The organism is Flavobacterium sp. ASW18X, assembly GCF_005144745.1.
Classification (GTDB): Bacteria; Bacteroidota; Bacteroidia; order Flavobacteriales; family Flavobacteriaceae; genus Croceivirga.
In genome coordinates, this window is the sequence record NZ_SWKK01000012.1 from 158490 (window position 1) to 173576 (window position 15087).

Sequence of the window (15087 nt, forward strand, 5' to 3'; positions counted from 1 at the left end):
ACGAACTACAAATGATAAAAAAAATAATATTCGGACTATTTGCAGCTACTGTTTTAGTAGGCTGTACAGACGATTTAAATACGGAGCCAAGGGTAGAACAGAGTTTAGATAACTTATTAGATTCGGACCCAAACGCCACATTAGGTATTCTAGGTAAATTATATGGTGGTCTGGCATTACACGGTATAGGTATACCGGGTAGCGGAAATCAGCAAGCAGATATTGCCGGAGATGACCCAGGAGAAACGGTATTCTTTAGAGCAATCTGGAATATGCAAGAGCTGACCACAGATATAGCTAAAAACCGTTGGGGAGATGGTGGTTTAGATCCTTTAACTACGGCTACTAACTGGGTACCTACCAATAAATTCTTTGGTTATTTATATAATAGAAGTTACTTCAATATTGCACAAATCAATAACTTTATTATAGATGTACAAAAGACAGATGAACCTAATGCCGATTTATATGTGGCAGAAGCTCGTTTTCTACGTTCGCTATTCTATTATTATTTGATGGACACCTTTGGTGGTGTGGTCATTGTAACCGAAGCAGATGGGGTTACGGGCGTAAGAAGAGCGCGCAACACCAGAACAGAAGTGTTTGATTTTGTAGAGAGCGAATTGTTGGCTGTAGAGGAGACTATACCTGCAAGTAATGAGTATGGTAGGGCAAATAAGGCTGCAGTACACATGTTATTAGCAAAGGTGTATTTAAATGCAGAAGTGTATACGGGTACAGACAGGTATGCAGATGCATTGACGTATAGTGAAAAGGTGATTTTAGAATCGCCATTTACTTTGGATGATGATTACCAATCTATATTTCAAGGTGATAACTTTACTTCTCCAGAAATAATTTTCCCAATTATAGGAGATAGAAATACTGTACAATCTTTTGGTACGGCTACATATCTAACTAATGGTAGTTTAGGAGATACTACTATGCCAATAGCAGACTTTGGAAATTCTGAAAGTTGGTTTGGTCACCGTTGTACGCCTGCTATTTATGGTTTGTTTGGCGATTTGGAGACTACTCCAGATAGCAGAGCTATTTTCTGGACAGAGGGGCATAGTTATGAAATGGACGATTACCGTACGTGGGAGAGTGGTTACCCAACAACTAAATTCCAAAATCAATACTCAGACGGAAGTTCTGGTCAGAGTCGTTTCTCTGATACCGATATTCCATTATTCCGTTTAGGAGACGCCTATCTAATGTATGCAGAAGCATTTTTTAGAGGTGGTGGTGGTTCTGCAGCTCAGGCGGTAGATTACATTAATGCGCTAAGAGAAAGAGCTTACGGTGATGCTAGTGGAAATATCACAGAAGCAGATTTAACTGAACAGTTCTTGATAGATGAGCGTGCACGCGAATTGTATTATGAAGGTCATAGAAGACAAGATTTAATTCGTTTTGGTCGCTTTACTGGAGGAACTTACAATTGGCCTTGGAAAGGTAATGTGGCAGATGGTACTTCTATTCCGGATCATTACAACTTGTTTCCATTTCCTTTAGAAGCATTACAAGCAAATCCATTATTGGAACAAAACCCAGGCTATACTAACTAAAAACTAAAACGATGAAGAAAAATTTAGCATTTATATATGCATCCATCGTGGCAATGGCACTTTTGGTGACAGGTTGTAGCGATGATGATGAAAACATAAGAGTAAGTAGTGAGGCAAGTACACAACTTACACTATCCTCAACAGAGGCTTTAGAATTAACTAGAGATATGACGGGAGAAACCGTGTTAAGCCTAAACTGGACTGCTCCAGATTTTGGCTTTACTGGTGCAGTACCTACGTATAACGTGGTTGTAGGGGTTGATGCAGCTACAGAGGCTATGCCAGCCCGTGTAAATGTGGGTAACGTGCTAAGTAAAGATTTTTTAGCAGAAGAATTGAATGATGCCGTGGCAGATGCAGGTGCTTTAGCTGGCCTAGAAAACGAAGTTAAGATTTGGGTAGAAGCTATGTTAGGTAAAGATGTAGTGGCATCTTCTGCTGCACAAGTCTTAACCATTACAGGGTATGCAACTACCTTCGATTTAAGTTCGCCTTGGGGTCTAGTGGGTTCTGCAACGCCTAACGGTTGGGATGGTCCAGATGTACCTGTTTACAGTACAGCTATCGCTAATGAATTTGTGGCTTACGTTACACTAGTAGACGGCGAGCTTAAAATTCGTGAAAATAACGATTGGACCGTAAATTATGGGGACACTGGTGCCGATGGTATTTTAGACCAAAACGGTGATAACATCCAAGTTACGGCAGGTACTTACAAAGTAATGTTTAGCTTAAACGACTTTACCTACAGCATAGAGCCATTCACATGGGGATTGGTTGGTGATGCTACACCAAATGGTTGGGATGGTCCTGATACTCCTTTAACGTATGACTCTTCTTCTGACCAATGGAGGGCAGTGGTAACACTGACTGATGGCGAAATGAAGTTTAGACAAAATAATGATTGGGCCGTAAATTTTGGTGATACCGGTGCAGATGGTACTATTGAAGCAAATGGTGATAATATTGCCGTAGAGGCCGGTAATTATCTAGTTTCGGTAGATTTTACCAATAACCTGTATACTTTAGAACCTATAGATATTTGGGGCTTAGTAGGTGATGCTGCTCCCAATGGATGGGACGGTCCTAACGTACGTTTTACACCAGATTATGCCAACGAAGGCGTTTGGATTTTGGAAAATGTTACGTTGTTAGACGGTGAAATTAAATTCCGTACCAATGATGCCTGGGATTTTAATTATGGAGATGATGGCAATGACGGTACGTTAGAGACAGACGGTGCTAACATTCCCGTAAGTGCAGGTACGTATACCATAACATTGTATTTGGCAGATGCCGATAACCCAACCTACACTATCGAATAAATCAAGAAATTATGAAAATCAAAAAATATATACATCTAAGTCTGGCTGCGTTAACCTTGGTGTTCGCAGCTTGTACTAACGATGATTTTTCGCCCTTAAAAGTTAAAGAAGCAAACGATGCAGAAGATTTACCTTCTGGCTCGGCAGCTGGTAGAACAGATGCATTAGTACCGGGTAATGGTGTTATGATGCAAGCCTTTTATTGGGACGTTACCGAGGGCGGAATTTGGTGGAACAATGTAGAATCCAAACTAGACAGCTGGGCAGCCAACGGAATTGATGCCATCTGGATTCCGCCAATCTCTAAAGGTCAAAGTGGTGGTTTTTCTATGGGGTACGACCCGGCAGATTACTTCGATTTTGGTGACTTTCAACAGCATGGAACTGTAGAAACCCGCTTTGGTAATCGTGCAGAATTAGAAAATATGATTGGTACTGCGCACGAGAATAATATTGCAGTTATTGCAGACATCGTACTAAACCACAATTCTGGTGGACAGTTAGAGTACAACGAGTTTAGACAAATTGAAACCTATACCTTGTTTGAGCCAGCTTCTGGTTTATTCAATAGAACTTGGTTAAACTATTTGCCTAACGCAGAAAATTTAAAGGATGAAGGTAGATTTGGTGGTTTTCCAGACTTGGATTTAAAGAATGACTATGTGCGCGATTGGTTATGGCAGTCCGAAGAATCTGTAGCCAATTACTACATGAATACGTTGAAAATTGACGGTTGGAGATTCGATTTTGTAAAAGGTTTTTCTCCAGATGTTGTTAAAGATTGGATTGCTACCGTTGGCGGTTATAGCGTTGGGGAAAATTTTGATGGCAATGTAGAAGGTGTTGTTGGTCCTTGGGTAGAAGCCTCTGGTGCCAACGCTTTTGATTTTCCTAACTTCTTTAATATGCGTAATGCCTTTTTAAACGGTAATTTAAATGAGTTGGTGAAACCTAGCTTACTATCTACCATGCCAGAGAAAGCTGTGACATTTGTGGGTAACCATGATACGGAAGCTAGAGATGGAAGTAACGAATTTCCAGATGAGTTTGAAACCCATGCTTACGCATACATTATGAGTGCTCCAGGATATCCTTGTGTATTCTATTCGCACTATGAGGATAGCGGTGAAGAGCAAAAAACTAAAATTAACCAGTTAATTCAGATTCGTTCAGAATTAGCTGCTGGGGATTGGACAGTGAATTATGTTTCTAACCAAGAGTTTGTGGCTATCCGTGGTGGCGATGCAGAGAAACCAGGTTTGGTATTATACATTAACTTAAGTGGAGAAGAAGCGTCCAGAGAAGTACAAACGCATTGGGCTAGTGCCAATATTAAGGATTACACAGAAGAATATTTAATTTTTGAGCAATCAGATGCTAGTGGTTTGGTTACATTAAAAGCCCCAGCCAACGGTTATGCCATTTGGGCAGCTACAGAAGACGAACAGTTGGCTTTCCCAGAAGTATTATATGTGCCAGGAGGTTACCAAGGATGGGACCCATCATCTGCTCCTGCCTTAAATGCTGTAGAATTACCAAACTTAGCCGGTACGTTTAGCGGTCACGTTCGTTTTACAGAAGCAAGTAACGAATTTAAATTTACAGATGCTCCAAATTGGGATAATGGAATTTACGCAGATGAAGGGGATGGTACAACAGGTGTATTGGCTTCTCCTGGGAACAACATTATTTTGGCAGGACCTCAAGATTATGAAATCAATGTTGACTTGGCTAACAACACCTGGTCTGCCAACACTTGGGCAATTATAGGTAGTGCTACGCCAAACGGTTGGGACGACCCGGATACGGATATGTCTTATGATTTTGACAGAAACGTTTGGACGGTAACAACTACCCTTACAGATGGCGAATTAAAATTCCGTGCCAATAATGGATGGGATGTAAACCTAGGGGACACTGGTGCAGATGGTGTGTTGGATAATGGTGGTGATAATATTGCTGTAACTGCTGGTAGCTACCAAATAGACTTAGATGTGGCAAACAATTCATTTACCCTTGGTAATTGGGGTGTTATAGGTAGTGCTACGCCTAGCGGTTGGGACGCTGATACCAACATGACATATGATACGGTTAACCAAGTTTGGACCATTACATTAGATTTGGTGGCAGGTGAAATGAAATTTAGATTTAATGATGATTGGGCCGTTAATTTAGGAGATAATGATGCGGATGGTAGCGTGGAGCAAGATGGTGCTAACATTGCTGTTACAGCAGCGGGGAATTACACTATCACCTTAAATTTAGCTACCAATACATTTGTAGTAGTACAAAACTAAAGTTTAAGTTTTCAGTTTAGTTAATTATAATTGTGGAAAGAAGGGTTGCCAATTGGCAGCCCTTTTTTTATGAATAGTAATAGAAGCCATAAGCAGCAAGGCCATAGTATCCCTTACCAAATTTTACTGTAATTACTATATCACAAGAAAATAGAAGTTTGATAGGAACTAAAACTCGGTATTTGCTAGTTTTGTACAAAAATTTAAAGCCTTTTAGGCATAGAATTTAGTAAGAGTTTTGTGGATGCAAAGGGATAAAATTTACAGTATTAAATTGACAATCAATAACTCCAACTGTAGAATTAATCAATTGGTATTGGTTGTTCTTTTCTTTTTTGCCATCCTTAAAATTCACGGGCAAACTACCTTTATTGTAGATTATGTTCCAGAGTATACCAATGTTTCCCAAGACCTTTTCCTCTCTGGCTCTTTTAACAACTGGAACCCGTCTGACCCTGATTACAAGTTTACATTACAGGCCGATGGGAATTATGTGTTAGCAAATAAAGAATTTGAAAATTCTTGGATTTCTTATAAAATAACCAGAGGTAGTTGGGAAACTGTAGAAGTAAAAAAAGAAGGACTGCCACTCACTGTTCGTAAACATTCTTTTAATAAAACAGGGTCAGAAACTGTTACCTTACAGGTAGCCGGTTGGACAGATAATTTTAATGCACTATCTAACGTAGATTGGCTTACCGTAAGACTAATAGACATTCCAAAAAATACACCACCCAATACCTCTATTTATATATGTGGTAATTTTAATGGATGGGTACCTGGTGATGAGCGGTATCAACTAAAAGTTGCGGGTAATGGAATGTACGAAATTACAATACCAATTTATGAGAATCGGTTGGAGTACAAATTTACTCGTGGTAATTGGTCCACGGTAGAAGGGAGTAGTTATGGCAGACCACGACCTAATCGGGTTTTAGAAAAAGAAGATTTAAATCCAAACCAGCCTGTAGAAGACAGTATTGCGTATTGGGAGGACCAATCTTACGGTATTTTTAATCCATATACCCTTGTTTTGGTGTTAACGGCACTACAGGGGTTTTTCTTAATTTTCATTATAAACAGTAATCAGAATAACAATAAGTGGGCTAACCAAGCTTTAAGCGTGCTTATTTTTGTAATATCTTTAACTTTAATAGCGCGTGTAGTAATTTATGACCGCGTTATTTATACCAACTATCCCAAATTATCGCTGCTTACAGATTTGGTGTTTTTCTTGTATGGGCCAACGCTGCTTATTTATATTAAAAGATTATTGCATCATGCTAAAAAAGCCATATGGCATTATTGGCCACATTTTGTGCCATTCTTTCTACAATGTGTTATCTATGTAAGCTTCTTTTTTAAGCCTACACATACCTTTATAGAGCAGAATTTATTTCAGTCTATGGATTCCCCACCGTATTCCATTTACGAGGTAATTGTCTTAATAGCATTGGTGTTTAACATTTGGTATTGGTTTAAAGTTAAAAACATCATCAATAATTATTTTAAGAATATTGAGCATAATTATTCAACTGATCAAAACATAAAATACCTAAATACCATTCTAATTATTTTAGGTATTTGTCTTGTACTTTGGACGGTTATTATTCTTGTAGATATATATGGCACTTTTACAGAAAAGCCTGTAAATGCGCTGAACAATTTTTTAATAGATGGTATTTGGATTGTATTTTCTGTAGTGGTGTTTTTCTTAGGGTATTTTGCCATAAAGCAACCTCAAATTTTTAGAATGCCAGAAGAAGAGGAAAACCAAGAAGAAAAAGCGCCAGAAATAGAAAAGTCACCCTTAGAATCAGAAGAATTAGAGTCACTTAAACAAGCACTGCATCAAATGATGATAGAGGAGCAAGTATACTTAAATCCTCAATTGAGTTTGCCAGAATTAGCAGAAAGGATGAATTCTAACGTACATACGCTTTCTAGAGCAATCAACGCAGGCTTTAATAAGAATTTTAGAGATTTTGTAAATCACTATAGAATAGAAGATTTTATCGTTCGTGCTCAAGATGAGAAATATAAAAATCAGACCTTCTTAGCTATTGCGTTAGCGGTAGGTTTCAATTCTAAATCCTCCTTTAATCGCTCCTTTAAAAAAGTCACAAATAAGTCGCCAAGAGAATATTTTAATGACTTAGAGCAAAACACGCCCTAGGTGTTCTTAAATAAGGGTCATTTTATAAGAATTAATTACCATATTATAATTTAAGTCGATACAAACCTCCATTCTCATTAGTTTAGTTGTAACTGAATAAAAAACTAATTTGATGAGAATTACTTCTTTTTTTACTTGGATACTGGTGTTAGTTTTAACACAAGTAACCGCCCAAAATTCTATTTCCCGTTTAGAGCCACCAAATTGGTGGGTGGGCATGGAATACAACACTATTGAATTATTAGTTTACGGCAAGGATATAGCCACTTTTGATGTTGCTTTAAAACCGTATGATAAGGTACAACTGCAAAGTGCAAAAAAAGTAACTAATCCCAATTATTTGTTTATCAATTTACAAATAGATGATACTGCTCAATCAGGACATTTAGCCTTAGAATTTAAAAAGAATAATTCGGTGGTATTTGAACAACCTTACGAGCTTAAAGCCAGGACAAATAACCGTAAGAATATAGAAGGATTTAATACATCTGATGCTATCTACTTAATTACACCAGACCGTTTTGTGAATGGAAATCCAAGCAACGATGCTGTTGCAGGAATGTTGGAACAACCCAACCGAAAGGATAAAGGGGGTAGGCACGGAGGAGATGTGCAGGGTATTGTAAATAGTTTGGATGCGATTAAGGATATGGGGTTTACCGCCATATGGACCAATCCTATTTTAGAAAATAACATGCCCTCTTACAGTTATCATGGATATGCCATTACTGATTTTTATAAAGTGGACCCGCGTTATGGTAGCAATGAGGCGTATAGAGCTATGGTAGAGCAAGCCTCTGAAAAGGGAATGAAGGTAATTATGGATATGATTGCCAACCACTGTGGATTGGAACATTGGTGGATGAAAGATTTACCATCTGACGATTGGATTAACCAATGGGATACCTACACCCAAACCAATCATAAAAAGACCGTGGTTTTAGATCCCTATGCCACTAAAAAAGATACCAAAGAGTTTTTTGATGGATGGTTTGTCCCAACAATGCCAGATTTAAATCAGCGCAATGCCGCTATGGCTAACTACCTAATTCAAAATACACTTTGGTGGATAGAATATTCTGGCATCGCTGGTATCCGTATGGATACATATCCTTATCCAGACATGTACTTTATGCGAGATTGGACAGCCGCTGTGATGGGAGAATACCCAAATTTTAATATTGTAGGAGAGGAGTGGGTGCTCCGTCCTACTATCGTATCATATTGGCAAAAAGGAAAAGAAAATGCTAATGGCTATATCTCTGAATTAAAAAGTGTGATGGATTTTCCCATACAACATGCACTAGTAAACTCCTTAAACGATACCAACTCTTGGAATGTGGTTTATGAGGAATTGGGGCAAGACTACTTATATCCAGACCCAAATAACTTAGTGGTTTTTCCAGATAATCATGATATGAGTCGCATTTTTACCCAGCTTAATGAGGATGCAGCCTTAGTTAAACTCGCGTTGACTTACATAGCTACGGTACGTGGTATTCCACAGATTTATTATGGTACGGAAATTCTAATGGGTAATAAAGGTACCGAGGACCACGGTATTATTAGAACAGATTATCCTGGCGGATGGGCAAAAGACAAGGTAAATGCTTTTACAGAGAAAGGATTAACTGCTGAACAAAAAGATGCAAAGGCCTATTTAAGTAAGTTATTTAATTGGCGAAAAAATGCGGAGGTTATCCACAACGGAAAGCTGATTCATTTTGCACCAAAAGATAATGTTTATGTTTTCTTTAGATACAATGAGAATGAAAAGGTGATGGTGATTTTAAATAAGGGAGAAGCAACAACCTTAAATGTAGAAGATTACTTAGAAGTTCTTGGCGGTAACTTAAATGGTACAGAGATTTTAACCAATAAAACCTATAACAATATGGACCATATAGATATAGCTGCAAAAACTGCAATGGTTATAGAAGTAGAGTAGCATTTAATTTTTCAGTTTAGTGTAGAAAACACCAATCTTGAGCGGTTGGTGTTTTTGTTTTTAGAGTTATCGAGTGGTTTCTCTTTCATAATTTGTTTTGTACTCCTTGGGAGATAACTGAAACTTTTTTTTGAATGCCCTATTAAAATTGGAAAGCGAATTAAATCCTGCAGCAAAACTTATTTCATTAATAGACATATTTGTTTCTATCAATAATTTGGTAACCACACCCAAGCGGTAATCTAACAAGTAACTGGTGAAACTTTGACTTGTTCGCTTTTTAAAAAAATGGCTAAACGCAGATTCGGACATATTGACCAATTGTGCAACTTTACCCAGCTTAATGTCTTGTTGGTAGTTTTTACGAATGTAATTGATTACCGTAGTTATTCTTCTGCTTTCTCTTTCTTGGTTATAATTAGCGCTAGGAGGATTGCTTAAAACTTTATAATCCTTAGAAATGGATAACAAATGTAAAATCTCTAAAAAAATGAGAAAAGATTTAAAGTCCCCGTTGCTTTCTATTGCGTCTATTTTTTCTTTAACCAAGCTTTTGGTAGGTTCGGCAAAAGCGATACCACGTTTAGAAAGCTCTAGTAGTTTTTTAATGTCTTTAGAGACATTGTATTCCATAAATTTGCTATGCAGAAAGTGTTCTTGAAACTGTATGGTCGTAACACTAGCTGTACTCACTAAGGCTTCTGATTTCCATAAATGTTTTAATTCTGGACCTAAAAGCGTAAGGTCTGTTTCTTCACATTTTTCTATGGAATCCCCAACGGTGCGTGTACCTTTGAAGTTGGTAATTAAATTTAATTCGTATTCATCATGAAAATGCAAAGGATAATCAAAAAGTGCATTTTCATGTTTTAAAATAACAAAAGGGTCATTAGATTTTATGGGGGTAATTTCCTTAATCGACTTCATTAACAGCGCTCCTCAGTAAGTAAATTTTATAAAATACTTCTCTAGAATTTTAATAATTATTTAAAGTAGTATTCAGAATATGACCTAAAAATAATCAAAATACTATCAATAATTCAAAAAACGCACAGTTTTGAGCAAGATATATTCATAATGCACAAACTACCTATCCTAATTTTGAATCTATAATTAACTAATAAACTAAAGCTAAATGAAGAGGATTAACCTTTTATGGTTATTCTCCACTATGCTGATTTTGTTGTCCATGACTACTGCACATGCGCAAATCAAAATTAGTGGAATAGTAACAGACCAAGCTGGCCAGCCGTTTCCAGGCGCCACAATTTTAGAGAAAGGTACCCAAAACGGTACTACAACAGATTTTGATGGATTGTTTTCCTTATCGGTAAGCAATACAACAGCACAACTAGAAGTATCCTATATAGGCTTTGCTTCTAAAGTACTTGCTGTAAATGACCAGACCAATTTTACCATTATTCTGGAAGAAGATGTGTCTCAGCTAGATGAGGTAGTGGTTGTGGGTTACGGTACGGTAAAAAAGAGTGATCTTACAGGCTCTGTGGCTGCAGTAGATATGGATGATATTCCCTCTAGACCAGCAAACTCAGTAGATGGTTTATTACAAGGTCAAGTGGCAGGGGTGCAAGTTACTGCACCTTCTGATAATCCTGGAGCCGGTGCTGTGATACGTATTAGAGGAGGTAGCTCTTTAAGAGGAGGTAATGACCCTCTAGTAGTAGTAGACGGTTTCCCGATTGGTAATGCTGGGGATTTAAAACAAATTTCGCCACAGGACATTGCTTCTATGGAGATTTTAAAAGATGCTTCTGCATCTTCCATTTACGGTTCTCGTGGTGCTAATGGTGTAATAATCATTACCACTAAAAAAGGTAAAATGAATAGTACAGAGGTCTCTATTTCCCAGCAAAATACCTTTTCCAGATTTACTTCAGAATTGAATCTTTGGAGAGACCCTGTATTGATGGCAGAGTTGAGCAACGAGGGTAGAATAAATGGAGGTTTTGTTCCGCTTTACGTAGGTGCGCCAGACCCAAATGGCGTGTATTATCCTTCTGTAAATGAGTTAAGAAATGGTTCTTGGGCGTTTAATACACCTTGGGATAAGGTGGTCTTTAGGGACCCAATTTCTAATAACACCAATTTTGCAGTTCGTAGTCAGAATAAGGATTCGCAATTTAGTTTAAGTGGTACATATTATACTAATGAAGGGGTTTATATAGATAGTGATTACGAGAAATTGAACGTAAACCTAAACACTTTAAGAAAATTATACGACGGTAAAGTTACGGTGGGCGCCAATGTTATCTATTCTAAAGGCAAACAGAATAATAATAACGATTTAGCATATTGGAGAAATCCTATATTTCCTATCTATCAGAATAATGACCCTACGCAGGATTATTTTCTTATTGGGCCTCAAGATTTTAGCCACCCTATAGCCCTGACGAATACGAGGTCTAATACCAATACATTTATGGATTTTATTAGTTCTGTATTTGCAGAAATTGAGTTAAATCCATCTTTAAAACTTAAATCGCAACTAAATTATAAGTTTGGTAAATCTACTACAGATTTCTACAATCCTAAGCGATATACTTTAGATGGTACCTTTAATAATGGTGCTGGTGGTATCAATAATTGGGAGTCTAATGAAACGGTTTCAGAAACCTTTTTAACGTTTGATAAAAAGTTAAAGGATAAACATAGTTTTAATGCTATGGGTGGAGTTTCTTATCAATATTACCAAGCCAGAACTTCAGAACTTAGAGCGTTCGATTTTTTAAATGAATCTTTAGGTAATGGCAATCTTGCGGTAGGCAATCCAGAAAAACAAAGAGTCGCCAATAGCAAAACCGAAACAGTATTGTATTCTGGTTTAGGTAGATTAAATTATGCTTATGACGATAAATATCTGGTAACTTTTACAATGCGAGCGGATGGTTCTTCTAAATTCGGAGAAAACAATCAATGGGCTTATTTTCCTTCCGGAGCAATAGGCTGGAAACTGCATAACGAGAAATTTATTCAAGATTTAGATGTTTTTGATGAATTTAAACTTAGAGGTAGTTTTGGTATCTCTGGTAACCAAGGTATTTCTCCTTACCTAATTAACAGTAGGTATGGGCAAGACCAGTATTACGTAGATGGTTCTTGGCGTACAGCCATTGGTCCAGGATTTGTAGTTGGGCAAGACAGCCAAAGTGGTAAAAAAACTTGGGGTGGTATACCTAATCCAGATTTAAAATGGGAGACCACAAGACAATATAATATTGGAGCAGACTTTGCTTTTTTAGATAGAAGACTAAGAATTACGGTAGATTACTATAACAAGTATACATCAGATTTATTAAGAGAAAGATTGCTGTCTCCGTCTTCTTCTTATGATAGAATGTGGGTGAATGATGGTGAAATAGAAAACAAAGGGATAGAACTTACCTTAGATGGTACTATAATCAGTACAGACAAGTTAGATTTAGCCGGTACACTCATCATGTCTAGGAACAAAAATAAAGTGGTGAATCTAGGTGATGCCTTGGCTTCTGGTTTAAATACAGATAAGTTAACAGGTACTAAATACGAGTTTTCTGGGAGCCAAGTAGAAGCGTTTAGAGCTATCCCTAACATATTAGCTGTGGGGCAACCTATAAATGTATTTTATGGTTACCAAGTAGATGGTATTGTGCAAAATTAAACAGAAGGCTTGGCGGCTGGATTATCTGGAAATTTAGCGCAACCGGGAGAATTTAAGTATGTAGACTTAAATGAAGATGGTGTAATAGACGAAGATGATAGAACAATAATTGGTGACCCAAATCCTGATTTTACGGCCAGTTTAAATTTACAAGCAAGATACAAACAGTTTGATTTGTCTTTGTTTTTTAATGGGGTGTTTGGGCAAGATGTTTTTAATACCAAGAAATTTGGTGAGCCTAGTAATTTACCGTTTAGGTGGACTTTGGATAATCCTACTAATGCGTATCCAAGCTTAAGAGACGGTAGAATTCTCTATATGTCAGATTGGTTTATAGACAAAGGAAGCTTTGTAAGGCTACAGAACTTAACCCTTGGCTATAGTTTTGAGGATTTAAAAATGGCATTCTTTAAATCAGGGAGAATCTCTTTAAACGCCACCAATTTATTTACACTTACAGATTTTGAAGGTTACGACCCAGAATTAGGAGAAAATGGTATTTACTGGGGCGGTTATCCAAAGCTTAGAAATTGGACTATAGGACTAGAATTTACATTCTAGTAGACAACAACGAGCGTCTTAAATAATCCAGACAAAAAAGAATTTAAAAATGAAAATCACTAAAATAATAATAGGAATCGTACTTCTTATAGGAGTGGTTTCTTGTGAGAGTTTAGATGTAGAACCAGAGGGTTTTTATTCTGATGAAAACTTTTATGACACCTTGGAAGATGCAGAAGCATCTTTATTATACGCCTATGATGCGTTAACATTGGTCAGCTATGCACCAGTAAGTTTTTATCTAACAGAATTAGCTTCGGATAACTGTGTGGTAAAACCAGACGAAGGAGCAGATGCACTAATGTTTGTTAATTGGCAAGTAACTGCACAAAATGAACTGTTGTCTCAATATTACAGGTCTGCCTATATAGCTATTAACAGAGCCAATGCGGTGTTAGAAAATGTAGAGGGTAGGGGGTACAATCACGAGGAGGAAAGTAGATTACTTGGAGAAGCTTTGTTTCTAAGAGCCTACAATCATTTTAATTTGGTTAAAGCTTTTGGCTTGGCTCCTTTGCAAAGCTCCTTAATAGATAAGCTAGACGAGACCACAGCAGTACCTCCACAAAATATGCAAGAGGTGTATAGCTTTCTAATAGCAGATTTAGAAAGAGCTGTTACTTTATTAAAAGTAAATCCAGTAGCGGGTAAGGCAGATAAAGTAGCGGCACAGGCTTTATTAGCTAAAGTGTATTTGTTTGCTGCTTCTGCTAAAGAAAGTGGTGTGCCGCAATACGACACTTTGACGGCCTCTGTAGAAGATTTATACGCAGCTGCTGCTGCAAACGCAAAGGAGGTTTTAACAGGGCAAACCACTTATGGATTTGAAGAAGACTTACAACAGATATATAATGTAGATGCACCCAACGGTAAAGAGCATATATTTATCTTGTCCATGGACCGTTCTGGTACTAATGAAGGGGATTATTCTAAGCTCTCTAAATATTTTATTCCTTGGCTGGGTGGCGCTACCGTGTATTTGCAAAATACAGATGATAGTCTAATCCCAACGCACGACGGTTGGAGTGTATTCCAGACTACTGAAAAGCTTTTTTCTGCCTACGACCCAGCAGATAATAGAAGAAACAGTTTATTGGTTACAGAGGTATATGACCAAGAAGGTAACACCATTGGTTCTACACAAGATGGGTTAGTACCATATCCATTCACAAGAAAATATATAGACCCAAACTTTGAAGGCGATAAAACAAGCACAAGACCTTACCTAATCCGCTTTACAGATATACAGTTGGTATATGCAGAAGCAACCGCAAATGCAGAGGGATTAGCGTATTACAATCAAGTGCGTAGAAGAGCAGGGGTAGAAGAATTGGCAAGTTTAGCAGGCATAACAACCGCACAGTTTAGAAATTTGGTTGTAGAAGAACGCCAAAGAGAATTGGCCTTTGAGGGCGATAGACTATGGGACCTTAGAAGAAAAAATTGGGTACAACAAGAGGTGCTTACAGCTGCAGGCATTTCTGCAGAAGCAGCAGCGTTTTTTCCGCTTCCGCAACGAGAAATCGATTTAAATCCTAACATCAACTAAAC

At 37.6% G+C, this 15087-nt stretch carries 9 protein-coding genes; 8 read left to right on the forward strand and 1 reads right to left on the reverse strand.

The features are described from left to right. Positions 1 to 11 precede the first annotated feature (11 nt). The 5 genes from FBT53_RS09705 to FBT53_RS09725 all read left to right on the forward strand — a co-directional run bounded on the left by FBT53_RS09705 (position 12) and on the right by FBT53_RS09725 (position 9317). Positions 12 to 1571, forward strand: coding sequence for a RagB/SusD family nutrient uptake outer membrane protein (locus tag FBT53_RS09705; RefSeq protein WP_169630347.1), 1560 nt, complete (start codon positions 12 to 14; stop codon positions 1569 to 1571). Positions 1572 to 1582: 11 nt separating this feature from the next. Continuing rightward, positions 1583 to 2896: a SusF/SusE family outer membrane protein gene (locus FBT53_RS09710; RefSeq protein ID WP_136950990.1), complete on the forward strand. Its 1314-nt coding sequence runs from the start codon at positions 1583 to 1585 to the stop codon at positions 2894 to 2896. A gap of 11 nt (positions 2897 to 2907) precedes the next feature. Beyond that, positions 2908 to 5193, forward strand: a complete 2286-nt coding sequence (locus tag FBT53_RS09715) for an alpha-amylase domain-containing protein (protein ID WP_136950991.1) — start codon at positions 2908 to 2910, stop codon at positions 5191 to 5193. 244 nt (positions 5194 to 5437) lie between these two features. Further along, entirely contained in the window at positions 5438 to 7369 is a 1932-nt protein-coding gene (locus FBT53_RS09720; RefSeq protein WP_136950992.1) for a helix-turn-helix domain-containing protein, read from the forward strand. A 112-nt stretch (positions 7370 to 7481) separates the two neighbouring features. Then, entirely contained in the window at positions 7482 to 9317 is a 1836-nt protein-coding gene (locus tag FBT53_RS09725) for a glycoside hydrolase family 13 protein (RefSeq protein WP_136950993.1), read from the forward strand. A 66-nt stretch (positions 9318 to 9383) separates the two neighbouring features. Here the strand turns inward: FBT53_RS09725 and FBT53_RS09730 are convergent, their stop codons facing one another. Beyond that, entirely contained in the window at positions 9384 to 10244 is an 861-nt protein-coding gene (locus FBT53_RS09730) for an AraC family transcriptional regulator (protein WP_136950994.1), read from the reverse strand. A 208-nt stretch (positions 10245 to 10452) separates the two neighbouring features. Here FBT53_RS09730 and FBT53_RS09735 point away from each other — a divergent pair, with 208 nt between their 5' ends. The 3 genes from FBT53_RS09735 to FBT53_RS09740 are packed head-to-tail and all read left to right on the forward strand — an operon-like array spanning position 10453 to position 15085. Further along, positions 10453 to 12975, forward strand: a complete 2523-nt coding sequence (locus FBT53_RS09735) for a SusC/RagA family TonB-linked outer membrane protein (protein ID WP_240729804.1) — start codon at positions 10453 to 10455, stop codon at positions 12973 to 12975. 9 nt (positions 12976 to 12984) lie between these two features. Beyond that, complete coding sequence (locus FBT53_RS16280; RefSeq protein ID WP_240729805.1) at positions 12985 to 13536, forward strand: hypothetical protein; 552 nt, start codon at positions 12985 to 12987, stop codon at positions 13534 to 13536. Between the two features lie 49 nt (positions 13537 to 13585). Continuing rightward, the gene (locus tag FBT53_RS09740) at positions 13586 to 15085 is read left to right on the forward strand and encodes a RagB/SusD family nutrient uptake outer membrane protein (protein WP_136950995.1); all 1500 of its coding nucleotides are present in this window, start codon (positions 13586 to 13588) and stop codon (positions 15083 to 15085) included. Positions 15086 to 15087 lie beyond the last annotated feature (2 nt).